The 26,065-nt window shown below is 42.7% G+C and carries 17 protein-coding genes and 1 pseudogene; 6 read left to right on the forward strand and 12 right to left on the reverse strand.

Going from position 1 to position 26,065, the window contains the following annotated elements:
• The first annotated feature begins 57 nt into the window (after nt 1–57).
• Entirely contained in the window at nt 58–276 is a 219-nt protein-coding gene (locus RMY00_RS00115; RefSeq protein ID WP_322645620.1) for a hypothetical protein, read from the forward strand.
• Between the two features lie 38 nt (nt 277–314).
• Here RMY00_RS00115 and RMY00_RS00120 read toward each other — a convergent pair whose 3' ends face one another.
• The 3 genes from RMY00_RS00120 to RMY00_RS00130 form a co-directional block, all read right to left on the reverse strand.
• On the reverse strand, nt 315–3,404 hold the full coding sequence (locus RMY00_RS00120) for an esterase-like activity of phytase family protein (protein WP_416212022.1): 3,090 nt from the start codon (nt 3,402–3,404) through the stop codon (nt 315–317).
• Nucleotides 3,405–4,171: 767 nt separating this feature from the next.
• Entirely contained in the window at nt 4,172–8,392 is a 4,221-nt protein-coding gene (locus RMY00_RS00125) for a phytase (RefSeq protein ID WP_322645621.1), read from the reverse strand.
• A 310-nt stretch (nt 8,393–8,702) separates the two neighbouring features.
• The gene (locus RMY00_RS00130) at nt 8,703–13,673 is read right to left on the reverse strand and encodes an Ig-like domain-containing protein (protein WP_322645622.1); all 4,971 of its coding nucleotides are present in this window, start codon (nt 13,671–13,673) and stop codon (nt 8,703–8,705) included.
• Nucleotides 13,674–13,904: 231 nt separating this feature from the next.
• On the opposite strand from RMY00_RS00130, the gene RMY00_RS00135 reads away from it, so the two are divergent.
• Complete coding sequence (locus tag RMY00_RS00135) at nt 13,905–14,045, forward strand: hypothetical protein (RefSeq protein ID WP_322645623.1); 141 nt, start codon at nt 13,905–13,907, stop codon at nt 14,043–14,045.
• Nucleotides 14,046–14,254: 209 nt separating this feature from the next.
• On the opposite strand, the gene RMY00_RS00140 is transcribed toward RMY00_RS00135, so the two are convergent.
• The 7 genes and pseudogenes from RMY00_RS00140 to RMY00_RS00170 all read right to left on the reverse strand — a co-directional run bounded on the left by RMY00_RS00140 (nt 14,255) and on the right by RMY00_RS00170 (nt 21,656).
• Nucleotides 14,255–15,037 (reverse strand): COP23 domain-containing protein, encoded by a 783-nt coding sequence (locus RMY00_RS00140; protein WP_322645624.1) that lies wholly within the window; start codon nt 15,035–15,037, stop codon nt 14,255–14,257.
• A gap of 183 nt (nt 15,038–15,220) precedes the next feature.
• A pseudogene (locus RMY00_RS00145) lies at nt 15,221–15,406 on the reverse strand (hypothetical protein); the annotation flags it as partial.
• A gap of 287 nt (nt 15,407–15,693) precedes the next feature.
• A complete protein-coding gene (locus tag RMY00_RS00150) occupies nt 15,694–17,505 on the reverse strand; it encodes a vanadium-dependent haloperoxidase (RefSeq protein WP_322645625.1) in 1,812 nt (603 codons plus the stop codon).
• Between the two features lie 891 nt (nt 17,506–18,396).
• Nucleotides 18,397–18,567, reverse strand: coding sequence for a photosystem II assembly protein Psb34 (gene psb34 / locus RMY00_RS00155; RefSeq protein ID WP_322645626.1), 171 nt, complete (start codon nt 18,565–18,567; stop codon nt 18,397–18,399).
• Between the two features lie 498 nt (nt 18,568–19,065).
• Entirely contained in the window at nt 19,066–19,389 is a 324-nt protein-coding gene (locus RMY00_RS00160) for a hypothetical protein (protein ID WP_322645627.1), read from the reverse strand.
• Between the two features lie 184 nt (nt 19,390–19,573).
• The gene (locus tag RMY00_RS00165; protein ID WP_322645628.1) at nt 19,574–20,620 is read right to left on the reverse strand and encodes a DUF1611 domain-containing protein; all 1,047 of its coding nucleotides are present in this window, start codon (nt 20,618–20,620) and stop codon (nt 19,574–19,576) included.
• Nucleotides 20,604–21,656, reverse strand: coding sequence for a dipeptide epimerase (locus RMY00_RS00170; RefSeq protein ID WP_322645629.1), 1,053 nt, complete (start codon nt 21,654–21,656; stop codon nt 20,604–20,606). Before RMY00_RS00170 ends, RMY00_RS00165 begins: the two co-directional genes overlap by 17 nt.
• 126 nt (nt 21,657–21,782) lie before the next feature.
• On the opposite strand from RMY00_RS00170, the gene RMY00_RS00175 reads away from it, so the two are divergent.
• The 3 genes from RMY00_RS00175 (at nt 21,783) to RMY00_RS00185 (ending at nt 23,129) form a co-directional block, all read left to right on the forward strand.
• Nucleotides 21,783–22,337 (forward strand): NUDIX hydrolase, encoded by a 555-nt coding sequence (locus tag RMY00_RS00175; protein ID WP_322645630.1) that lies wholly within the window; start codon nt 21,783–21,785, stop codon nt 22,335–22,337.
• Nucleotides 22,338–22,523: 186 nt separating this feature from the next.
• The gene (locus tag RMY00_RS00180; RefSeq protein WP_322645631.1) at nt 22,524–22,853 is read left to right on the forward strand and encodes a flavoredoxin; all 330 of its coding nucleotides are present in this window, start codon (nt 22,524–22,526) and stop codon (nt 22,851–22,853) included.
• 15 nt (nt 22,854–22,868) lie between these two features.
• Complete coding sequence (locus tag RMY00_RS00185) at nt 22,869–23,129, forward strand: hypothetical protein (protein WP_099101510.1); 261 nt, start codon at nt 22,869–22,871, stop codon at nt 23,127–23,129.
• A 27-nt stretch (nt 23,130–23,156) separates the two neighbouring features.
• On the opposite strand, the gene RMY00_RS00190 is transcribed toward RMY00_RS00185, so the two are convergent.
• Nucleotides 23,157–24,080: a nucleoside hydrolase gene (locus tag RMY00_RS00190; RefSeq protein ID WP_322645632.1), complete on the reverse strand. Its 924-nt coding sequence runs from the start codon at nt 24,078–24,080 to the stop codon at nt 23,157–23,159.
• Between the two features lie 15 nt (nt 24,081–24,095).
• Here RMY00_RS00190 and RMY00_RS00195 point away from each other — a divergent pair, with 15 nt between their 5' ends.
• A complete protein-coding gene (locus RMY00_RS00195) occupies nt 24,096–24,527 on the forward strand; it encodes a nucleoside deaminase (protein WP_322645633.1) in 432 nt (143 codons plus the stop codon).
• A 158-nt stretch (nt 24,528–24,685) separates the two neighbouring features.
• Here the strand turns inward: RMY00_RS00195 and RMY00_RS00200 are convergent, their stop codons facing one another.
• Nucleotides 24,686–25,810, reverse strand: a complete 1,125-nt coding sequence (locus RMY00_RS00200; protein WP_322645634.1) for a metallophosphoesterase family protein — start codon at nt 25,808–25,810, stop codon at nt 24,686–24,688.
• Nucleotides 25,811–26,065: the final 255 nt, after the last annotated feature.

Raw genomic sequence — 26,065 nt, forward strand, 5'->3', positions numbered from 1 at the left:
GGGTAGTATTTGGCGACAAAATGCTTGGTGTCCACATAAATTAGTGGAGAAAATCAAATGAGTATAACTCTGGTCACTGCCTCAAAAGATAGTTGCTCAATGTTTAAGAAAGGTTATAAAAAAGTTAAGATTTGGGACAAAAAGCAGAAGGCTCTTTACGAACAAAAAGATCCCCGATTTATTGAAGGAATCGGGGATCTGCTCCTTTCGGTGGAGAGCAAATCAAATATGATTGCTATATCACTTTTTTGCATTAGCAAAATTGCTACAGCTTAATTAATGAATGTTACATCTAAGCTGTAATCATCTTTGGGCTAAATGACACTAGCAGAAAAAACGAAATCATTTATTGTGAGGCTAGTTGATGCAATTCCCACTAATGAAGCCAACTCTATATTTCCAGTTTTCACGATAGTGTCAGCACCCTGTTGCAATAGCCTGAGATTACTGAAGTTAATACCGCCCAACCCGATTTTATCAATGCCGATCGCAAAATCAGTAATAATGTTCTTGCTAGTTGGCAGACTGGCGTTAGCAATCCAAAACTGGTCAGTACCAGCACCACCAGTTAAGCGATTACCGCCTCCAATACCTGCAAATAGCACATCATCGCCATCACCACCAAACACCGAATCATTAGCACTAGAGAAGAGTTTGTCATCCCCAGAACCACCGTAGAGACGGTTATTGCTACCATTACTTTTGAGGGTGTCGTTACCTGAGCCACCGAAGGATAGTTGACGCGAACCTTCAACTACAGTGAGAGTATCATTGCCTGCTGCCCCAAATAGATTATTACTACCATTGGCTTCAACTACGGTAACTTTATCATTACCATTTCCACCGTCAGCACTAGCGTTGTTAGCAGGGCCATTTGCGCCAATCAAAACTTGATCGTTACCCTCCCCTGTCGACACCAAGGAGTTACTATCCACAAGCACCGTATCATCCCCATTCCCAGTTTGGATTGTGTTACCTTTATTACCTTCTACAAAATCTGCTCCGTCGCCTGTAAATAAGGTTTGATTTGGCTCAAGTGTAATATTATCGCTGATAGTGGAGCCAAACTTAATTACTTCGGATTGAGGTTGACCTAAACCAGGAGCAAGATTGAGGGAATTATCCAGCTTCAACAGAATAATTTCATTGTTGTCTATGACTGGATTTTGAGGATCGTTTCCAGGACGACCTGTAGAGAAAGGATAGTTGTTGTCATTAGCTACCAAAATGGTGTTTTTGTCAACAACTAAAACATTTTCAATGGTTTGGAATGGGAAGTCAAAGGTAGTTTTACCATCTCCATTCAGGTCGTTGGGGTCTTGGATCTTTAACAAGTCTGCAACTTCTTGTTTAGCTACATAGCCATTAGAATCTGTCTTAGATAGATCTATTTTGTAAATCTTCTTAAATTTAGCCGCAGCCCCTTGATTGTTATCCCGTTCAATAACTAGGTACTCATTATCATTAATTACTGCTAAATCACCGATGGAATTTGACGGATTATCCAATCTGTAGTAACGTAACTGATCGCTGTATTTATGGCTAGCAATATCAAATTCGTTAATCCGCAAAGCACCAGGAGTATCGCCTTGAACCGTACCCTCTAGCAGCATATAGAGTTTGGTTTTGCTGGCGTTGATTGCTCCACCTTCAAAACCTTTAGAACTAGCTAAGTTAGCAAAAGCATCTCCTGAGAGAACATCGGGGTTTTGTGGCGATCGCACTACATTATATTGAGGATCGTCTCTGAGTTTATCTCGTACTTGATCCGCGATATCTGGAAAATCTGAGAAGAGTGCATCTACGCCTAATTGATAGAACTGCTGAATTTCTAGTGCCAGCTGGCCTTTGTAATCTGCTGCTAAATATTGGTCTTCCGCGCGGAAGGTGTAAGGATGAACCTGCAACCCGGCATTGTGAGCATCTTGAATTAAGGTAGAGGGAGGTAATGTTGTCTTATCAGCATCATTTACTGTTCCATCGCCATTGACATCATCGGCTTTGCCATCACCATTAGCATCAGTACCTTTAACGCTAACAATCATCCGCTTCCAAGGGCCAATGCCATCAGCATAAGTGGCAACTTCAGCCAAACCTTCTGGTGTTCGCAAGTCGCCATAAGTGCGAGTGTCACCACTGACTTTCAAATCATAAGGCTGACTCTCGATGATCTTGCCGTTAATATCAATGTCACTAGCATCTAAAAGTTGAACAAGGGGAATATCCACCCCTGCCGCAGGCATAATGCGATCGTGCAGTTCTTTAAGGTTACTCACTTCAAAGGACTGGATGAAAATGCGACTGGGGTCAGTAAAATTATTTGCCTTCAGTGTATCGATTAATAACTGGCTGATATTTCTGTTTATTTTGTTCGTGGTACCAACATAGGTAGCTTCATCGGCAAAATAGGTCGGATGCTTAGTTTCAGGGTAGATACCAATCTTTTTACCTGTATCAGCTTCTACTTGCTTAACTAAATTAATGATTTCCGTGAAGGTAGGAATTTCAAATTGATCGTCAAAGGAGTGATCGCGGAAAGGTAGACGTTCTTCTGCACGTAAAGTCTTGATTTCAGCTAAGGTGAAGTCTTCAGCAAACCAACCTGTAATTGTGTTTCCATCTAAACTTACCGTTTTCTTGCGATCGGCAAACTCTGGATGCTTGTAAACATCTGTGGTTGTATTGTTGAAATTGACAGTACCATCAGCGTTCAAAACTGCTAAAGCTGGCTCATGACGAGCAATTAGCACACCATCTTTTGTAACTACCAAATCAGGCTCAATAAAGTCAGCGCCTCGCGCAATTGCTTGTTTATAAGACTCTAAGGTATGCTCTGGACGATAGCCACTTGCACCTCTATGACCAATTACTTTAGGAGCTTCTCCATCTAAAGTTTTGAATCGGTCGGGTGTAGCGATCGGAGCCTCTAATAACTTACCAGTCGCATCAAAATGTAGTAAGTAGGGGCCAAACTCATCTCCCACCCAGATTGTCCCATCTTTATCAAAGACGAATGACTCTACATCAAAGTCTGCACCAGTTAATAATCTTCCAGTAGTTCCCTCATTTACAATTTGGAAAGGAACTTTTTTATTAGGATCAGACAGTTGGATGTAGTCTAAAACTTTAACGCTGCCGTCTCCATTTTCTGTTCCTTTAAAATTTGGATCTACACGATTGATTCGTAGTAGAAAATCTGCACTATTATCTTTGCTACCGTAACCATTATCTGATAAAAAGTACAAAGAGTCACTGTTAGCAAATTGGACACCGCTAAAGCCTTGTATTGGCTGTCCTGGGAAAGGCCCGGTTCTGCCATTAGCTGAAACGTCTGCACCAGAAGCTGGCCCATCACTAAAGGTATCAGCAGGTAAAGAAGCAAAGCCGACTAACTCAATTGCCATAATTTAGAATGTTGGTTGGGTATTTGGATTTAACTGCATCACAAGCTATTAAAGTTTTCTCATTGCTTGTGGGAAAAATAAATCATGAACTCAGCCTAGAAAACGGAATTACTAGTAAATTTCAGAATTGCAAAAATATAGCTTGGAGACTTGTACCCGAAATTAATCAATTATTCAATTACGTCAGCAATTGCAAACTGCGATTTGTTCAGTCAACTACTAATGTGTGTTAGTGAATAATGAGTCTAGAATCTGAGATTCAGAGAATATTTTTCCAGGAGAAGATTAAGATAAGATAAAATTAAATAGAAGAAATGATTAAGTATTTACATGAAAAACAAAACTTATACAGATGAGATTTTGACATGATAAAGTCAGCCCCTTGCCCACAAGATGCTGCGCGAACGGGGAAGTCATACCGTTTCACTTTAAGGTTGATACATTTAGGCAAGCAGGGGAGCAGAGGAGCAGGGGAGCAGAGGGGAAAGAATTTGTATCAGGATTTTAGTGAAATGGTATCAGAAGTCAAAAGTCAATATATTTATATTTGAAATCCAACTTAATGTGTTGAGAATTATCAAAAGATAAAATTTGAGTTTTTGCAGCTTGATTATGCTAGCGATCGCATCACTTTTAATCGTCAGTATTTATATCATTTGTGAAAATATTTATAACTAATGAAATGTTTAGATACCCGACTTGTTTAAGGAGTCGGGCATCTCATTGTTCAAGAATAATTTAGGATTCGGATGACCCTAGCCAACAAACTAAGCCACAACGCTAGCAGAAAAAACGAAATCATTTGCAGTCAGACTCGTTGAAATAATTCCTAGCAATGAAACCAACTCTGTATTTCCAATTTTCACCAAAGTGCCACTACACTGTTGCGACAGTGTTAGCTCACTAAATTGAGTTACGCCAACACCGCCAAGCCCAATTTTGTCAATCCCGATCGCAAAATCAGTCACAATGTTCTTGCTAGTTGGGAGACTACCATTGGCAATCCAGAATTGATCGGCACCATCACCACTACCGAGGCGATTACCGCCCTGTTGAGCAGCAAAAAGCACATCATTACCATCATCACCAAACAGCGAGTCATTGATATTAGAGAAGAGTTTGTCATCTCCAGAACCACCGTAAAGACGGTTATTGCTACCATTACTCGTGAGGATGTCGTTACCTGAGCCACCGAATAATGATTGACGAGAACCTTCAATTACTGTGAGAGTATCATCACCTGCCGCCCCAAATAAATTATTACTACCACTGGCTTCTACTACGGTAATAACATCATCACCATTGCCACCATCAGCACTGGTATTTTGAGCCGGGCCATTTTGACCAATAAAGATGCGATCGCTACCATCTTCCCCAGAAACTGAAGAGTCGCTGCCTGCAAGCACTGTGTCATCATCGTTTCCAGCTAGGATTGTGTTACCTTGAGTGCCTTCTACAAAGTCTGCTCCGTCACCGCCACTAAAGAATTGTCCTGGCTCAAGATTGACAGTATCGCTGTTGCTAGAACCAAAACCATTGGGGAAAGTAGGTAGTTGGGCAACAGGATGACGCGGATCGTAACTAGTGGTGTCGATATTTAGAGAATCAGGGAAGGCATTGGCGATATTTTCCCAAGGTACTAGCTTAAAGTTAGAGTTGACATTTTCGCCATCGATAGTCTTAGCAGGTTCATTGGAGCCGTCTTGGGTGACAAATAAACCAAATGGGAAGTTAGGCCCCAGTGGCACATTAATCACATCAGCCCCATCTGACTCTTGTACGCTATCAATTGATCCATTGTTACCAATAGCAAAGTTACCCACGTATTCGTTGTTACCTTCACGAGTGTAGGCAACAAAGGTGCTATCGCCTTGGCTGGATGCTAGCAGGTAGCCTGTGCCGTTTTTGCCGTAGTAGATGGTTAATCCTTCTGCATCGTCGGTAAGGTGAGAACCACCCTCAAAACGAACGCGATCAATTAGCTTGCCTGTTGTGCTACCGTCCGGTTCTGCCTGGAATTTCCAGATGCCCACATCTTCTTGGGCTATATAGAGAAAACCGGTTTCTTGGTCAACCACCATACCCTCTGTTTGGGGAGAACGCCCTTCTGTAGTAGGCGAGGGGATGGTGAATTCCCGCACCAGTTCTGTTCCAATTTGGCCATTACCTTTGTCAATCAATTTGAACTGGGCTATATCTCCAGTTTGGCGGCGACTGGTAAAGACATAGTAATCATTAGTTACAGGACTACGGTATAAGGTAAGTCCGTAAGAACTGCGAGTTGATGGCGAATAAGGAGGTTCAAAAGGTGATGCTTGGAAGATAGTACCAATATTGCTATCGGTGATATTTTCCAGATATTGACCGGGAGTGGTGGGGTTGGGGTTAATTTTGAAGATTGCTAGTTTGTCGTTATTGCGATCGCTAGCTACGGCAATATCAACAGATTGATTGCCTAATTTGAAACCGTATTGCAGGTCAATGTTGTTGTAGCGAATGCCACCAGGATTAACTGTCTGCAACAAATTACCAGACAAGTCATAAACCCGCAATCCAGCATTTTTGACTGAGGTTAATACTAGGCTATCACCAGAGTTTGTAGCATTAACATAGATGGCAGGATCATCAGCATCGGCATTCTGATCTACAGCAGGTAGTGCTGAATCTTCATCATCAAATAAATCGGGGTGGGTTTCTACTGTGGGTGCAGCAGTAGGAACTAAGTCTGCATTCAAAGTGAGAATTTGGGTAAATTGACTTTGGCTGAAGTTATTATCACTTACCAGCACAATCGACTGGCTACCATCTGCTAGTTTTGGCCCAAAGGTAATGCCCTCGATGTTATCTGTACCGTTAGGCAAGTTTAAGTCATTTAAATTCAACAGCAGACGTTTTTGAGCAGGTTTGATAGTAGCTAGTTGTTCAGCACTCAAATTATTGAGAGAATCGTAAAAACTAATGTCAGTTGCACCTTGCAAAGAAACTTCGTAGATTTTAATGGTGTTGCCTACACCTTCGGCAAAGGAACGTTCTAAGGCCAGTAAGGTTCCCCGGTTATCTATTGCTAGTAAATCTGTCAAACCATTGTTACTGGAACCTGTGCTAGGGTTCGGCGCTTGAGCGATAGTATCGGTAGTGTAGAGGTATTCTTTTTCTGGTTGTCCAGTAACCAGATTGTATTGCAGAATCCGGGAAGGGCTGCCACTAGTGAGTGAAGCCTTTAATCCATCTTGGGAGAGCGCGTTTTCAGTGGCGGTAAATAAAGTTTTTTGGTCGGGTGTAATGGTGAGACTTTCAAATGCCAAATTATTGTAAACGCCTGATGTCTGCGTATCACCTGCATCGATAATACCGTTGTTGTTGGTATCTTCAACTACTGGTAAGAATTTGGTAGGAATAAGTAGAGATCCTACTTCTTGCCCTGTTGTAAGGGAAAATTCCTTAATAAAGGGATTGGTAACACGACCAGCAGTAGGATTTACTTCGCCCTCTGAAGAAATGAAAACATTACCATTGTTAGTTAAAGCAATGCCTTCTGGGTCAAGGCTATTGAGTGCAAAGAAATTACCATTGCTATCTTTTAATGGTGTAACATCCGTAAAAGTTACCCCATCGCCAGCAGTGAAGGTATAAAAACGAGCAGGGGCAACTTGAGAGCGATCGTCTGAGATCGCGTAGTAACGATTATTTGCTGCATCATAAGTTACACCAGACAATCCACCTAAGGGAGTAGAAACTCCATTTACAGTTCCCGCCGCACCAGCAGGAATAAAGCCAGTAACGAAGGTAGTTTGTGTTTCAAAACTTACATTAGGAATGGTTTTACCTGCTTCAGTTGGTCTACCTTGCACATCTGCGAACACTAAGCGATGGTCAGAACTGGGGAAGGGAAAAGTACCTACTGGGGAGAATGTCGGGTCAGTATTTAAAGGCCAGAAGATTCCTGAGTTGGTAATTGTTAGGTCAGCAGATGGTAGCACGTAATCAGTCCGCAGGTTTCCGGGAGTTGTATCAGCAAAGTCTGCGGTATCAAAGCTAGGATTACCTTTTTGGCTAGCATTTGCACCACCTTGTAACCTTGCTTGTTGGGGGCCACCAAGGCTGGTAGGGATGACATTAGTATTGATATTGGGATTTTGCAGCAGTTGGCGAACAGCGTTGTCATAACTGTCACCATCTACGGGGTCAGCATTTTGATCACCCATAATCACAAAGTCTGAACCAGCAGCAATACCACCCGTTTTACCTGCATCATCATAGATATAATCATTTTTACCAGGCGTAATATAGTCTGCCCAAAAACGGATTTCATCATGGTTGCGTTTGCCGTTGCGGTCTTCCGGCCCATCAAAGGTTGGGGGTGTAGGGTGGCTGACGAGCACATGAATTGTCTCGCCGTTTACCTGAATGGGGACATCCCAATGACTTTTGGAGGAGAGGCGTAAAACTTTCAGTTCGTCCTCAGAATACCAATCTCTTGTCTGTGGTGTTGTCGGATCATCGGGAAGCAAAGCATTGGGCATATCCTTCCAGAGGAAGTTTTGGAAGGTGCGGACGTTGGCAGTGTCGATGGGATATTTAGATAACAGCAACATTCCGTATTGACCAGGAAAATTACCGAATCCGAAGGCATCATCACCATATCCCGGTTCGCCTGGGGTTGTAACTACTGTGCCGTTATTGTTCAAGTCAAAGCCAGAGGCAATACCCGTGTTGGAAGGGGCAATATAAAAATAAGGGTAATCAACAGGATTTGCACCATTCTGGCTGACTGCAAGGTAATTTTGCTTGAATAACTGAACTGCTTCTTGGGAGTAGTCAAACTCATTGATTAGCAGCACATCCGGGTTGTTACGCTGGATAATTTCTGCAACAGCTTTTGCTTGAGCATTGTCGGGGGTAGACAGATCGGTTACTAGCTGACCTGCTTCATTGCGATTCAAAGAAGCATTGAACTGGGAAAAGCGAATTGTATTTGTAGTTACCATACTGGGAAAAGTTAAAGGAATTTTTAAAACTTATTGTTTTTGCCTAGCCTCAGACAACAGCGAGTTAATAGTGAAAGCGTCATCAACTCACCCTCGTAAATTGGCGAAGGTATTGGTTAAGAATCTGCTTTCTTGGATTAACTTTTGCAGGTGGATACAACAAGGTTTCAGGTCGATACATCAAAGGTGCAGGTGGATACATTAAAGATGCAAGTCGATGCAACTTAGTTACAAGTCAATACATCAAAGGTGCAAGTCGATGCAACAAAGCAATTTGTAGAGTGGGCAAACATTTGCCCACCCAACACACTTAAACAGAGATAAAATTACTTTGCGTCAGCGTCTTAGTATCAAACGCAGTCAGCACCGCTAGAGTTTGATTGCCTAAGCTAATCTGATTACCAGAGAAAGACAACTGATTAAAACTCAAACCAGACAAGCCGATTTTATCGCCCTCACCTAAACTGAAATCGGTAATGGTTTCTCGACCTGTGGCTTTCTCCAACACAAAGATATCGCTACCAGTACCGCCAGTTAAGTTATCATCACCCTTGCCACCGTTGAGGAAATCATTACCCGCACCGCCGACAAGTAAATCTTGACCATCACCACCTAAAAGGGTGTCGTTACCGTCACCGCCATAAAGTTTATCATCACCGTTATCACCTTCAAGATTGTCATTACCAGCATCACCATAAAGTGTGTCTTGACCATTACCGCCAAAGAGATTATCGTTGCCAGTACCGCCATAGAGTAAATCGTCACCATTGTCACCCACAAGGTTATCATTGCCAGCATTGCCGGAAATGGTATCTTGCCCATTGAGTCCGTTAATGATGTCGTTGCCGGATGTGCCACTGAGGTTATCGTTATTGTTAGTGCCGTTGAGGTTTGTACCGATTGCTACCGTTACTATCGCCACATCTGTGCCACCATTACCATCGCTGACGGTATAGTTAAAGCTGCCATTACCAGTGAAATTGGTTGTGGGAGTGAAAACTACATTGCCACTGCCATTTAAGGTAACACTACCGTTAACACCGTTATTCACAGCAGTGATGCTCAAAGCACCGCCGTCTACATCGGTATCGTTGGCTAACAAATCAGTCGCTAACAGAGTCAATGGCGTATTTTGATTGGCGCTAGCAGAGTCATCACCGGCTACAGGTGCTTGGTTTGCAGACAGATTAAACCGAGCTAGGCTAGGGTCATGGTCGCTATCCTGATCGGCGAACTCTGAGTTGATGTGAACTACATCATATCCATCCAGCTTACTGAGTAAACTATTACTCACTAAAACGTGGTCAAGTGTCTGCGCGTTGCCTTCAAAGTTGTAGGTGTAACGCTCATTTGGAGGTAGGGTTTCAATTAAGGAAGTCAGCCCAGCGCTTTCTAAAATGCTAACAGGATTGGAGAACTCAAAGTCATTTAAGTCGCCTACTACTGCGACATTGGCATTGGAGTCGATCGCTAAAATACTTTGGACAAAGTTTTTCACCAGCGTAGCTTGTTGCTGACGCTGGGTTTCGCTACTAAGAGTTGGCGGTTGGTTTGGCCCATATAGCGGTTGGTCGCCACCTTTAGAATTAAAGTGGTTGCCAACTATATAAACAGTTTTACCGTTGAAAGTAAATTCACCAACTAACGGTTTGCGACTGGTAGTAAAGGCGGAGTTGGTGGGATCAATGCGACCAGGGCTAGCAGAAAGTGTGGGTACACCATTGACATTGCTGACTGTGGTATTCGTTAGAGTACCGCCACCGGGGATGTCTACAAACTGAACTCGGCTAGGATTAAATAAGAAACCTTGGCGAATATTACCACCAGGTTCACCGCCATCTTGGTTGTTTGCTGGGTCAATTTCTCGATATTGATATGTGGGGCCGCCAGCCGCAACAATGCTATTTATTAATGTTTGGAAGGTTGTGCTAGCATCAACTACACCGTTATTTGTCGGCCCGTTATTGTCTTGAATTTCTTCTAGAGCAATGATATCTGGCGATTTCAGATTATTAACAATGCGGCTGGCAAGGTTGTTAAACTTGGCTGCACCATCGCCAGGGTCAAGGTTTTCAACGTTGAAGGTAGCAACTGTCAGTTGATTATTGGTGGGAGTTAAATTAGTGACTTCCTTAGTCAGCGTGTTGGAAGTCACACTCACCGAGGTAGGCAAAACTTCATAGTTGCTGAAACTGTAATCGACCACACCTTTAATCGTGTCGAAAGTAGCACCGACGTTAACTTTGGGTGAGCTACCAGAGGTAAACAGCGCGTCATCAATTTGGATACGTTCTGGATTAAAATCATTAGGACTAATCACCACACCACCGCGTGCTGTGCGTCCAGTGGCATTTGCGCCATTGTCCGCTAGTACCCAAATCTCTCCAAAAGAATTAGTTGGACTCACTGCCACAGGATTATTTACTTGTACTAGCATTCCTTCTAAACTTTCATAGAAATCAATGCCATCTTGGGCAGGGTCAAAGGTGGTGGTTCCAGTTTCGATATTACCAGTAGTGTCGTTATCGATTACTGAAGTGGGAATGGTTCTGCCGCCATTGCCGAGAATGGTTGCAGATGGTAAAGCATTACCACTAGAGAGTTTGACAATTGTGGGGTTAGTAATTTCTGTGGTTGTGAGGTTGTTAGAACCAGTAGCGCCACCAGGGCGGAACTCTGTTACCGTACCGCTTACCTTTACAGAGTCACCTACTTGTACAGTTGGCGCTGATGAGGTGAAGATAAAAATACCTTCGGAAGTGCGATCGTCGCTGTCTGGGTTGGGGTCTTGGATGTAGAAACCATTAGATTTCAGTGCGGTAACAATTCCTGGAACATCAGCTACATCTTGTCCATTTAAGGGTGAGATGTGAGATGCACCCTGAATATCGTGAATCCGAGGATTCACGACAACAGCGCCTAGTATAATGCTATCGGTGCGAAACTTTTTGAAATTGTTTTCTGATAAATCTTTGGCTGCTGTGCCGTCGTTGTAAAGAACGCTGTTGCCATCATCGCTGACGAATTGAATTTGAGAGGTATTTGTTAAATTCTCAGGGATGGTGATAATTCCTTCCGGGTTGAAGCTAGCAGGAAAAGTGGCAGTACGCAATTGCGGGGCGCTGTTAGGATTGCCATCCCAAGTGTAGAGGCGGAAATCGTTAGGGGCTGCTCCGGCATCTCCTGCTGGGCCAGCAATAATTACGTACTGGTTATTGGAATTCTTGCGAATTTCCCGAATACCCCGACCGCCTAAATCTAATTCTATAGGAGCGCCGAATTGTGCCGAGCCTTGTGTACCACCGCTAGCTGATATTAGGCTGGCGAAGTTGGTAACTTGAACAATCAGGGCATTAGCTCGTCCAGACGGGGGAACTTGGGGGGCGCGGAAAGCAATATAAGCTGTGGTATTGTCGGGAGCTATTTCTAAGCCCTCAATATTGTAGCCGTTTGTTTGCTTTGACCCGATACTAGTTGCAGCACTAGCAGCCAAGCCGTAGTAATTGGCTCCCTTGCCATGACCATTGGTAACATCCCAGTTAATGATGTCTTCGCGTAAAAAGTTATAACGTCCACCATAGCTAAGTGTGGTGGATGCTCCCGTACCAGTAATATCGGTGGCAAAAACCCGATCGCGGTTAGGGCGAGATTTACCATCATCGCTATTACTTTCTGATCCTAACCAGAAAATGCGATTGCCTACCCTGGTAGAAGCTTCAAGATCCACTTCTCGTAATACCCCAGAAGAACTATCAGTTAATCCTAAAGAGCTTGTAAAATCAAAGCCAGTTACCGGGAGTCCTGACTTACTGGAATCGTAGAGACGCAAAACTTGATTTTCGTCATCGGCTTCTAAGAAAAATGTTCCGCCCACGGGGATAGCGGTAGATGCATCACTCGTACCCGTTAAAAATTGAGTTGTGGGAGTACCGTTATTCGCTGATGCTGCATAAGCGATCGCATAATTAGCAGTATTAGCACCATCACTGACGGTCACTGTAATATTGGCATTACCAACACCTACAGGATTAATTTTCAGATTGCGGCTATTTCCAGTGCCAGTTAGCGTTAAATTGCCGTTAGGAACTACTGCGGCATTACTGCTGGTGACTGTGACGGTTAAATTGTCTACAAGAGTATCGGAATCTGCGATCGTAAAGTTTACGCCTAGTGTCTTTGCTGGATCGTTGGGGTTGTCGATAACACCGCTAATTGCTCCTGTTCCTGTGGTGGATAAAGCACCGTTAGCATCTAACAAATCTGTGGTGCTGGCTGTGTCTAGTTGAATAGTTGGCGCTTGTCCACTGACAACATCATTATCGGTGATGGTAATATTTTGAGTAGTAGTGCTGCCAAGGCTGATACCAGAGGAAGGGTTGCTGATAGTTAAGGTAGCGGTTTCTGTACCTTCAACCAAGGCATCATCAACAACGGTAAAGGTAACAAAACCTGTGGTTGAACCACTAGGGATAGTAATTATAGTGTCGCTGAGGTTGTAATCCTCTGGGGTGATGTTAGTTCCGGTTACAGCCAAGTTAACTGTTTGATTGCTGGATACTGCACTAGAAGTTGTGGCTGTAACAGTAATTGCTGTTTTACCTGCTTCCGAACCAGCATTCGGACTGACAGATAGGTTGACTGTTGGTGTTGCTGCACCACCAATACTAAACGTACCACTGAAATTTGTTGTGTCGGTGTCGCTACCAGTCCAGTTGCTTGCTGTATTAATTGCAGTCCTCGCTTCTGCTACTGATGCAAAACTAGTCGGGCCTGTGTAGCGTGAATCGTCAAATTCAGAAGATGCCTTACCGACTGCAACTGCATTGGTTCCAACAGTCAAACCAGTCGGCAAGGCAGTGGTGTTAGAATCGATCGCATTGGCATCGAAGCTTGAACGGTTGATAGTCACAGCAGCCAGGAAAGTAGGCGAAGTGCTGGTAGTTGAACTACCTGAACCACTTAGCGCACCCTGAAAGGCAATCAGGGAGTCACCCGATGTTGATAGGGCAAAGCTTGTACCGCCACTAACATTAGTCCAACCAGTGTTAGTGCCTCCATCAACATAAGTAACGACGGTTCCGACAGTCTGAGCCGTGGGTGCTACATACTGCAAAACTCCTTCGCCAGTACGGAAAGAGCCAGATGACTGCCAGCCATTATCTGTAACATTAATGATAGTCCCAGCGTCGATGTCTTTTAGCAGTACAAAAGAGAAGGTGTCGGGATTATCGGCAATCAGACTTAGAAATGCAACATCGCCAGCAGTTAGATTTGTAGGCATAACAATTTTCTTTTCCTTGAATTGGGGGAAACAAGCTTGAAGAATTCAGAAGTGAGAATTTAGTAGTCAAAATTAAAACAAAAACTCAAGTAATTTTAACGAAGCCAATTAATTCGCAAACAATCTAGATCGAACAAGGGTAGTTATGTGACAAGTATGACTTAATAAGATGTAATTGCTTATGTATTAAGTGCGATCGCAACACTCATACTAATTCACGAAAATCCTAATATGTATAGATTTATTGTAGGGGATGATAATGCCATGCCCTTACCAGTATTTAAAGTGAAATGGTATCACCAGCAACTGAGGCGATCGCATCCCATAACCACAAAAGGATGGATGCAAAAACTTAATTCATCCAAAAATTGACTATATAGTTAGTAAAAAAGTCACATATTTTAGTAGTATTAATCCGTATTCAACAACCTCAAACTATCTTGTTAACATTAAGAAACCGCTAGCAAAAGGTTAAAACAACAAATATTTGGTATGGCATCTCGTTTGCCCATAAAAAAAGCGGACACGATGCCCGCCTTACAATAAGTAGTTGGATATTATTAACTAAAAGTTACTATTGCCTACCGGAAATTACCAGGATTTAAGCGAACAGAGTTAGGTTGAGACTGACGACGAATTGCTACTCCATTGCGAAGATTTCTAGCGCTACCACCATCTTTGCGATCAAGGAAAGGTTTGAGATTAATACCACTTCTAGATGAACTAACCCGATTATTGCCACCGCCTAAAAGAGTGCGTCCTAAATTATATAATTCGTTGCCTCCACTACTGCGATCGCCATAGGTGTTAACGGCTATAGTTTGTTGCCCACTGTCAGCAGTGGTCAAGTTCTGAAAAATACTATTGCGGATAACATAGGGGTCTTTCCCAGGCGGTACTGTCAGCACAATTCTACAGGTTGGGTTAGCTTGTGTTGTAACGCAGACAATATTTTCGTTATTTTCTGTTGCTGTCTGGAGTTCCTGTAAGCCATCTGGGCGATACTGTTCTAAGCGACTGGCAATTGCTGTACAACGTCTTTGTGCATCCCAACCACCGCCCAAAGCTGCAGGTGCAGCCCAAGCAAAGTATTGCCCTGGTTGACTTTGTGGCTGATACATAACAGTGTATTGACCATTGTAAGTCTGACAGGTAAACCGAGTTGTACCATCAGCTGAGGGTGAAGTTGGTATACCGGTTGACGTGTCTATTGGTACTGGTGCTGATGAACCATCTGATGGTACTGTTGGTACGACAACGCCATCGCCAGTAGAATTATATTGCGCCATTGCTACGGAATTGCCCAGACACAAAGATAAGCCAAGACTACCCAAAGATATCAATCGAAGCAGTTGTGATGGCATAAATCATCCTCCAGTAGAAATAGGTAGGGAACTGATAATTTAAGTGACGAATAATTCTCTGTTTTGATTCATCAAAAACGCTATTTTTTTTCCTCTCTTGCTTTTTTCTCTGCAAGTAGCTTTTTTACCCGTGCTTTAATTTCTAGATAACGCATTATTAATTTTGACTTTTGACTTTTGACTAAAATTCGAGGCTATCAACATCTGCGGTTGGATAAAACCACTTATCTCAAGGCTTTCGCGCAAAGCACCAGCCAATAGTGGCTGACCTGTATTTTCCACAGATTCATCCTCTAACTGAAAATCTGCGGGCAAGGCTTCCCAAGATATTACCAATTCTGTTGAAGATTTAGCTTTAGGGACTTCCAGAAAATAAATTATCCAATTTACTCAGATCATATTTTTCTTTCTCCCCCAGCAAGAACTGCTCCCTGCCCCCCTGCCTACACCACGATAGAATATTTTTTTAGTTGGAAGTCCCTTATCGAGTTGGGTTGTCATAAACACCCCTTTTTATTGATTTGTCTTTATTTTATGGCTGACCCGTAGCTTGTTGCTGACGAGGTGACAAAAAAAGGCTAGGATGTAAGTCAACCGCTCCGCCCACAAGGGGGTGGGGCGGTTGAACCAGCGCTCCCATAACACCGAAAATCTGTTTAAACTGTGACTTTTGTACCGTCAAATTTGGTGAATGTAAAGCCATTGAATATTTCGTTGTAACCCAGTCTCTCATCCCTAAGCAGGCTAATAGCAACCTCTTCTCCCAAAGCCAAAGCAGCTGAACCATCGGAACGCCAATGGATACCGCCATGACCGCGACCAATAGCATAGTTAGTTGCTAATTTATTCAATTCTCCACCTACAGTTAGTGGTGTCCCACTGTAAGGAATTACTTTTGTGGGATCATTGGGATCAGGTACTACTGGTGAAGGGATAATAAAGTTTTCATCAAAAAACGCTTTCAACAGTGTGACATTGACGCCAGCAGTGGCAGCCGCACCACCAGTATAAGAGGAATGGGTTGGCGCTGCTTCTGGATATGCTTGGGGCAGTAGATAGGTATTGAAGGTGCTAAAGGTCTGAGCCAAAGCTTGGGAATTAAAAACCTCCGAATTAATCGGATACTTAGTTTTATTAACAATGTTGTTGTATACTAGCCCACCAAACGCTTCTGGGCGTAAAGTGCGGTGTACATAATACTTCTGCCAGTATGATGCTCTGATTACACGCGAGCTAGCCAAGTTAAGCAAGGCTTGGAAATGTCCCAGTGCAAAGGTTGCATTAGAACCAATTTGAGTCTTCGATCTGACATAGGGATTGCCCGGATTCAAAGGTGTACCGTTGCTATTAAGAATCAAGGAAGCTCCCAGGTATGTAGGGCCGCCAATATGGGCATATTCACCTAAATCCCGAACTGTGGTTATGTAACGATTTTTGGGATCGTATTTTATGGATTTCCCTGAACTACCTCCATTCTGAATAGTCAACCATTCTTGAAAATTGAGTAGAAAGTCATTACCTGGAAGAGCGGTACGAATCAATGGCGAAACAAACTGAGTTCCCCAAGGAATAGTTAGCAACAAAAATTGTGAGAGATAGGGCCCATCTAGTACTCCTGGTGGAATAACATATCTTGTACTTGAACCTGAACCAACGTAGTTGACACTACCACGAAATAAAGTTTGAGGAGTGACACGGCCATTTTGTTTTGGCCCTCGAAACGCCGAAAGCTTGTTGAGGTCTTCGACGGCTGCTAAAACTTTTGGGTTGTCAGTATTGTTTTGCAGCTTGGAAAGAGGTACATCTCGGAGTAAAGCTTGCCAGTAGAGTTCAACTGCTTCAGCAGCGCGTTCGGCGCTAGCTAGAGCTGGTGGTGGCGGCACAGCTATCTGTGCAGCATTGATTCCTTCTAGGCTAATTGCCAGAGGCCCTTGAGGATTAACCAGCTTTCTGCCGCCACCCAAGATGATATTTTCATAATCATTCGGGTTTTGCGTTGTCAGTGCTTTGGTCAAAGAGTTGTAAGCTTCTAGCTTGACTTCGCCTCGCTCGTTATGCGGTAATCCCCTACTGTCTGAGCCGATTTTGTTGGGATAACGCTCTTCATCGCCGTTGGTCGGATGCGGCGGAATGGGAATACTCCGTTCAACTCTGGCTGCTTCAACACGGACTCGATAGGCTTTATCAACAAAGCTGTTGTAGTTGAAGGCTCGATTATACCGTCTGTTGATATCTTGGGCTTGTACAACATTTCCTCCCTTCTTTGAAGAGAAAGGTGAACCTAAAACTCCTGCAACAACGCTAGCGGCACTAAACAAACCAGCACGACCGAGAAATGAGCGTCTGCTAGCGTGACTACCAAAAAAACGTTTGCTAGCTACACGGGGTTGTTTCAGTTTATTTATTTCGCTATTAGCCTGAGCAGCTTGCTCGGAACCTTCATGAGAATTCGGATCTTCTACTTGCATGAGATGTTCTCCATTGGCAAAAAATAATACAAAAATTTAGTTATGAGTGAATACATGAGCATTGCAAAGCTAGAACAACTAGCCACACACAAAATACGCGCCTCCAGAAAAACAAGTTAATATCGCCGGATTTAGGATGAAATCTGGGATTACTCTACTGGAGGTTAACTTGCATAGAAGGTGATTTTTCTGAAAGTCATCTAGATATTCAGTGCTGTTATGATGCTTTCATCACACGGCTGTTATAACTTTGTGGTTGTAACTCAGTCTGATAGGATGTTGCCGGGGTTAAAACATAGCTAAAACTACGGCTTAATTCTAGTCAAACTACAAACTACTGTAAATTTATCGATTTACCGTATTTTATAGATATTAAATTAGACTTTCTCACAATCGGTGATAAAAATCAAGAGGTTTTTACGTTAAACTTAGGGACTTCCAAGAAATAAATTATCCAAATGAACGAACCACAGAGACAAGGCAGCGCGGTCTTGGGGGTTTCCCCCATGAGCGACTCCGCGCACAGAAGCCAGTGCGTCCTTGCGGTTCCCCGACTTCTACCCCTACGGGGATCTTGTCTTGCTACGCTTTTAGCATTCCCGCTCTTTAGCAACTGGCGCGACATAGAGAGAGAAGGAAGAGAAGGAAAAATTGCTTAACTGAACTGTATTGAGATAAATTTCCGTCAAGACAAAGGATTGATTATTGCAAAGACGGCGATTTATCGCGTCTCTTGCCTTAACCGAACCATATTTGGATTAGCGCCAATCAGAGAAGCATTAAAGCCAACCCACAGGATTAAAAAACAAAAAACCCCGGCGAAACTAACCGAGGTAAGAGAGAGAGGTACGAATGACGATGAGATACAGCAATACCGAAATTTAAAAAATCTTAGCTAACGCTAAAACCTACTAAAACTAAAGTTGTAACAATTAAAGTTGCAAAAAGACCCTGTAAAACATATTTACGTTGTTCCCAAATTGCTGGGTACTCAGCGTAGTAAATTTTGGGTTCAGATGCGTAGTTATTGAGAACGCCGTCTTCGTTAGTGGTGGTGTACATAGTTTTTTCTCTTTTTTGTTTGTTTATGTAACTAAATTTAACAATATTGTTACAAAACGTCAAGAGTACTTGACAAAAAAAGACTGATGGATTTAATAAAAGTTGCTTATCAGGTATAGGGGATTTAGGCGAAGCTGCCCCAGCCGCCGAAAGCGGCATATCTGTTGGCTCACCGCTATGCCTTTACGAAATTTTTTAAATCGCAAAATCTAAAATCCAAATTAGAAACACGTTAGCGTAGTGATTTCGCGTCTCTACTAGTAATCACATTTAGCGCTCTATCTATTGCAATTATTCAGGACTTACGCAAAAATTGCTAACTTTGCTTAATTTATCGAACTGCCAAGAGCGCCGAGAATTCATAGAGTGTGCGTAAGTCCTACTAACCAAGGTGCGAAGCTCGTCACATCGAACCTTCGACGTGGTAGACTTCGGGCGATCGCTTTACTTTTTCTGGTTGGAGATCGCCTGTTTATTCGACAAGCGCTCGCGCTTCGACTAAGACTCTGCATCACCATCATCATCTATTCGTTGAATTTGCTCTTGATGAGTTGTCACTGTGGTAGTGGGATTGCTTTGCATAATCGCTGGCGGAACAGGTATTGATGGTTTTAAAACCATCACCGCCAAAGCAAAAAACATTGCAGTTATAGCTACGATGGCAACATTATTGCTACTGTCTTTACTCACGGCAGTCATCACATGTTTTAGCAGTGCATGAAACTGCTGCTCTTGTTCGGCATTTGCTGCCCTAAGCACAAATGCTTTAGGAGCATTTAATTTATGATTGAAATTGCTGGGTCTAGGGTGATCGGATTTCATGGTTGTAACCTCCTACTTTTGATACTTGCCTGGAGAAATCCAGGTTTTTTCTTGAAACAGCGATCGCTCTCTATCTGAAGTTGTCGTCAAAAGCTTGAAACGACCAAATTCCGTTAATACACAAGATAGTATTTTTGTACAGTGCGTAAGTCCTATTATTTTTAGATGAAGTATAAATCTACATCTAATTATTCATTACCGCATCCAAAAGCACATTGGCATCAAAGCGGACTACATCTGTGCAAGGTAGCCCAGTTTCTGCTATTGTTTGAGCAATGCTTTCCTCTGCGGCAGACTGATCTAAATGGGCTGTATTCAGCGCTATCCCCACTACAGGAACACTTCCAAAAGCACCACCAGCGCTAGCAACAGTTTCATAAAGCCGAATCACTTCTGATAAAGGTGGAATTAGTACATGGGGATGATTACGTACATGAACTTGTCTTGCGCGATGTGCTAACAGCAGTTGGGTTGGTTGCGAACCACGGATTAGGGGTAAGGTTGCTGTTGAACCAGGATGTAGCAGTGAACCTTGTCCTTCAATGTGCAGGATGTCGTGGTTTTTGCCATAGCGCATAACTATTTGTTCTACAGCACCGGCGGCAAAGTCTACCCGCACGGCATCTAAAGCCACTCCGTCCCCTTCTAACATCACGCCAGTTTGACCGGTGGCGAGGAATTTAGAACGCCAACCTCGCTGTTTTGCTGCCCAATGTAACTCTAGACTAGTTGACATTTTACCGATCGCCATATCGGTTCCCACTGTCAAAACCCGCCGACAGGAAAGGGTACGTGCCATTCCACTAGCAACACTTATATTAGGTGGCTCTTTGCGTATATCCCAAATTACTTGCCCTGGTTTTAACAGTGCATTTAACTCTGGTATGTTCGCCATTGGTGTATGTAAACCATTTACCAGCGACATTCCAGCTTCTAGAGCGCCTTTAATTTCCAACCAGTAATCATCTGGTACAGCACCACCTCCTGGAGCAATGCCAATTACCAAGACTTCTGGCTTGTATTCTAGGACTGCGGCTACCGATGCCACTATTGGGACATCACGCTTGATTTTGGTTAATTCTGGTAGGGATTTGCCAGCACACTCGCGATCAATTACGGCTACGATTGGGGCTTGACTGTAACGTAAAATTGCTAACCCTGTTTTGCCGTGATGCCCAATAACTCCTTCATGCAGCAAGATAGCTACTCGTTGATTAAGTGATAGTTGCACTGTGGTGTACCCCCAAACCTGGTAAATCGTTTGGCAAAACTTTTCCTTCTTTTAGCAATGCACCCATAAAAGGGTCATCAATTAAATTGAGGTGACTGTCTAAATCTAGATAATCAGCTAGTGGCGCTAGCTGTAATGCTGCTGTATTAGCTAGGGAACTGTCAGAATAGCAACCAAACATTACTTGCAACCGATATGCTCGCGCTGTATGTACCATTCGCATTGCTTCAGTTAGCCCCCCTGATTTCATCAGTTTGATATTAATACCATCCACGTAGTTTGCCAAATGGGGAATATCGGAGCTTGTGAAGCAACTTTCATCGACAAAGATGGGCAGGGGAGAGTGTTCTTTGAGTTTTGCTAAACTTTTTTCCTGCCCCCGTGGCAATGGCTGTTCTACATATTTTATACCTAAATTAGCTAGCCAATTGCACATTGCGATCGCATCCTCCAAACTCCAGCCCCCGTTGGCATCAACAAAAAATTCTAATTTAGGTGCTTCTTCTCGCACTGCTAAGAGCATTTTTTTATCTGCATCTATGCCATCTGGATTACCCAGCTTTACCTTGAAAAGGCGGACATCAGTAAATTGTAACCAGTCTCGCGCTCTAGCCCTGGCTGCTTCTGGTGAATTAATCCCAATTGTGACGGAAGTCGGGACTATTTGGTTGCGATCGAGTCCCCAAATTTGCCATAAGGGTAATCCTACGCGCTTACCCAACCAGTCATGCATTGCTATATCTAACGCCGCTCTTGCAGCAGAAGGAACCTGGTTTTGTGTTAAAACTTGTTCAATTTCTTGTCGTTGTAAAGGGCTGAATCCTTCCAAAAATGAAACAACTTGCTGTAGGGCATCTTTGATTGTATCAGTTGATTGCCGATGATTACCCACACCGAATGGCGACGCTTCCCCCCAGCCTTCGATCCCATCATGTGAAATTCTCACCCAGACATTAGTTGTCTGTGCCGTTGTACCTCGACTAATAGTCAACGGAAACCTTTTATTTACTGTAAATAACTTTATATTTATTTGCATACTTCTTATACATATTATGTTATGCAAAGCCAGTGTAAGTTCAAAGTTTAGATTATTAGATGCATCTGTTATACTTTTTTACATTCATTGCTTGATGACTGAAGTTTTTATACATTATTTTTATTTATGAATGACTTAAAAAAATGGAAGATTTTAAAATCAAAAATGGTTTTAGATCATCCTTGGTGTCAGGTGAGGCAAGATGAAATAGAATTACCGAATGGGAAAATTATAGATGATTATTTTGTCAGTATTAAGCCTGACGTTGCGATGGTTTTACCTATTACTAATAATAAAGAGATAATTTTTGTCCGGCAGTACAGACATGCAGTAGGTGAATTTTTCTTAGAACTGCCAGCAGGCAATTTTGACCCAACAAAAGAGAGTGCAAAAATAGCAGCAATTAGAGAACTGAGAGAAGAAACGGGTTATATTTCCCAAATAATTAGAAAAATCGGAACTTTATACGATAAGCCGAGTAAAGATACCAATAAAATACATTTATTTTTAGCAGAGAATGTGAGCAAAATTGGAGAGCAACAATTAGATATTACAGAAGAGATTGAAGTTGTATTAATTCCCGTAGAATCAGTTTTAGACAAAATTATTCAGGGAGAGATTTGTGTTGCAGGAACTATAGCCGCTCTCTTCTTAGGTTTAAAGTTTATCACTTCTCAATAATTAATATAGCTTTTTTGGTTTTAGCAAGAATGATGCTTGAGACAGTTTTAAACTTTGGGTAATTTCAACTACTTCAATTGACATATAGTTACGCATAGCAGCCTAACAATTCTTTAAATTTGTAGCATACAATGCAATCCATGAGTACCGGACAAATTCCAATCTTTAATCAAAAACACTATACTTGTGACGATAATTCCAGATGAAGCATTGGTAGTTCGGGGAGGGCGTAATCGTCCAGAGGATATTCGACGTGGAATAGCTACTCATCCTAGTGGCATAACAGGAATTTCTGTAGAATGTGCAGTAGGATCGTCAGTAGCGGAGTTGGCATTGAGTATTCCTCATGGGCAGATTGGTGTAACAACAGTTGGCGAGGTTCGCCAAGCAGGTGGTGATGTAATCCGAACATCCGGTAGAAGTGCTAATCATGCAACATTAAGGGGTTTAAACCCGCAGCAAGTTAGTCAACTCCTTACACCTACTGTTCCAAATCCAATAAAGCAGCAGTTATAGTTTGGATCACCTAGAATGATTACTCCTAGAGTTTTTGCAGATTTTCATAATGCTGATGCTGAAGGGCGTTTGCGTTTGAACTGTATTGGTACAATCGAAGACTTGGCGAATCAAAGTATTGAGCTACGAGATGGGCAGTTACTCACTATATATAGCGAGGATTTGGAAGTTGATGGAGTGGTGCAGTTCTCCGAAGAGGAGAAGTTGTGGGTTGCTGCCATTGATTGGGATCGAATCAGACAAGTTGAAGATTTTGTTGTGCAGGCACAAGTTTGAGTATGCACGCACCTAATTTTTTAGTTTTTATCTTGCCCATTGCTGCAAGATGTAAGCATAAAAAGCCTCTTTATCTACTTTATCCATTGCATAAATTTTCCGACCACCAGGAACTACTTTAGTACGCCCCTGACTAATACCAGTGGTGATAATTTCTGTTTCCCACTCGCGCAATTGATAAAATTCTGGATGTCCCAGATAAGCTGTTGCCAACACATCCCAAAAATAATAATCCTGGGGGATAACTAGTGCATAACATTGTCCGGCTAAATCAGAAATTGGGTAGTGGCGTTGTCGTCCCATTTTGTATACTAACTCCGATGTAACTGGAACATTGTTAGTCAAATCTAAAGGACACATAATAATTTCAATTTGCGTTTGCCATACCCGCGCTGCTGAAACCGCATCCCAATAAACATTCCATTCGGCAGAAGCATCTTGTCCTGCTTCTAAGCTTTTTTCAACATTGCCACCAACATTTAATGCACCCCCCATCCACACAATTTTGTGAATCTTGGCTTCAATGTCTGGTGCTTTGTCTAGCGCCACTGCAACCGTTGTCAAAGGCCCAGTTACCATCAACGTTACGGGGTCTGATGCCTCCCGCAACACCTGTATCATGAAATCTTGACCTGTTTCGGCAACCAAAGGCGTAGTGATGGTTTGGCTTTGATTGAGAATGGGGAGATGATCAACGATAAACGAATCACGGCGATAGAGAGTAGGAAATGGATTGATACCGCGCACAGTACTTTCTGCTACCGGGATATGAGAAAATCCCATCAAATCTATAATTTTACGTGTGGCGCTAACAGCTGGTTGAATGTAGCAATCTGCTGGAGTAACAACAATACCAAGGAGTTCAATATGATCCATTGTCAAGAGCAGCATAGTTGCTAAATAATCATCTACACCGCCATCGTGATCCATTAATACTAGTTGTTTTGTCATAGAAGGAGAATTAATATGGATGAGTTTATGGAAGCTGCTATTCAACAAGCAAAACAAGGTAGACAAGAAGGCGGAATTCCCATTGGTTCAGTTCTTGTCAAGGATGGCAAAATTCTCGGCAGAGGACACAATAAACGTGTGCAAGACGCAGATCCTGTCACTCACGCGGAAATCGATTGTCTCCGCAATGCTGGGAGAGTTGGCAGCTACAGAGGTACTACACTTTATTCAACTCTAATGCCGTGCTACCTATGCGCTGGGGCAGTGGTACAATTTGGAATTAAAAAAGTCATCGTTGGAGAATCTAGAACTTTTCCTGGTGCTAAAGAATTTATGGTATCTCACGGTGTGGAAGTAATTGATCTTAATCTTGATGATTGCGAACAAATGATGAGTGAGTTTATTGAAACTAACCCCCAACTTTGGAATGAAGATATCGGTAATTAGAGACAAGAGAGACGCGATTAATCGGCGTCTGTACAAGAGAGACGCGATTAATCGCGTCTGTACAAGAGTAGCCGGTGTCTTAGTGACTTTTGATAGGAGAATTATAGTAAGAGCGATCGCTATCTAAAAAGTCACCTTCACACGGACACTCATCACTCCTAACCTAGCAAAAGTGTGCTGTTATTATCAATCAGCGTCAGAGTTGCATTAGTAGCCATACCGGGGTTTTGCTGCGCCAATGCACCATAAGACTGAATGTAACGTCGCACTTCTAGGGGAAAGTGGGGGTAATCTAATAGTGCATCTCCATCAGCAATAGTTGCCCAAAACTCGCGCAAACTAGGAGCTAATTTTTTTGCCTGTGATAATGGTAAGTTTAATGGAGAGTGAGTTAGTAGCTTGATTAAGAATGGGAAAGAGCGATCGCCCATCCACTGCCGCGATGACTGTTGCAAGTCGGGGAACTCAGGCAATGACTCAACCCGATGAGATAAAATTTGCAACGATTCTTTACCTTGGTTATCTCGATGAAACTCTAGCACCCGATAAGGGTGAGGATAGCTTACTAAAGAACCTGTGGTAATATCATATACTCCATCTGAGTAAGCAATATCCTGAACGTGCAAATGCCCCGTAAATACTAGTTTGACTCCGTAGCGCCTTAGCAACTGCAACAGTTCTGCTGAATTGGATAACATATAGCGATTTGCCAGTGGATGGTTGGATTGATTAGGCAAATGCTCCACTACATTATGATGCACCATCACCAGAACTAATTCATCAACAGATGCCGCCAGCACCTCTTCTAACCACCGTAGCTGTTTGGCATCCAAACACCCTACCTGCTCACCTTGGTCATTAAAGGAGTTAGAATTCAGCCCAATCAGCTTAACTCCAGGCAATAACTGACGAATATAGTAAATCTGTTGTGGATCTTCATAGCCATACTTTGTGTAATAGTAGGGAAAATCCGCAAAAGCAATTGATTGCTGATCAGCCCATAGCACAGGAACATCATGATTGCCAGGAACAACATAGACGGGAAAAGGTAGCTGGGCTAAACATTGTTGCAACCAGGCGTGGTTCTCTGGTTCGCCGTGCTGGGTTAAGTCTCCTGGTAACAACAAGAAATCTAAATCAAGTTGTGTTAAATGTTCTAGTACACTTTGAAACGCCGAGATACTGACTTCTACTAGATGGAACCGATTGGGATGATCCCAGATTGTATGGGGAAGTGCCAGGTGTAAGTCACTGACTACCGCAAAGCGAAAATTGAGAGCCATTGATTTATGAAAATGTTAAAAGCAGAGGTTAAAACAAGCCTTTTCTCAAAAGTATAACGCTTGCTTTGTTTCGCTGCTCAGGAGTGCATTTACTTAATATTTGTATACATTGAGCATAGATTAAACGCTATGCTGACAATTAATTTAAAAGCTGAATATAACCATTAATCTGTAAAAATTATCGGAAATTAGCATCAGCCAATAACTAATGGGTAATAATTCAATAGTGTTAGCGACACGAAATGCAATCGCTTT

It is taken from the genome of Nostoc sp. ChiVER01, assembly GCF_034531155.1.
In the GTDB taxonomy this organism is placed as follows: Bacteria; Cyanobacteriota; Cyanobacteriia; order Cyanobacteriales; family Nostocaceae; genus Nostoc.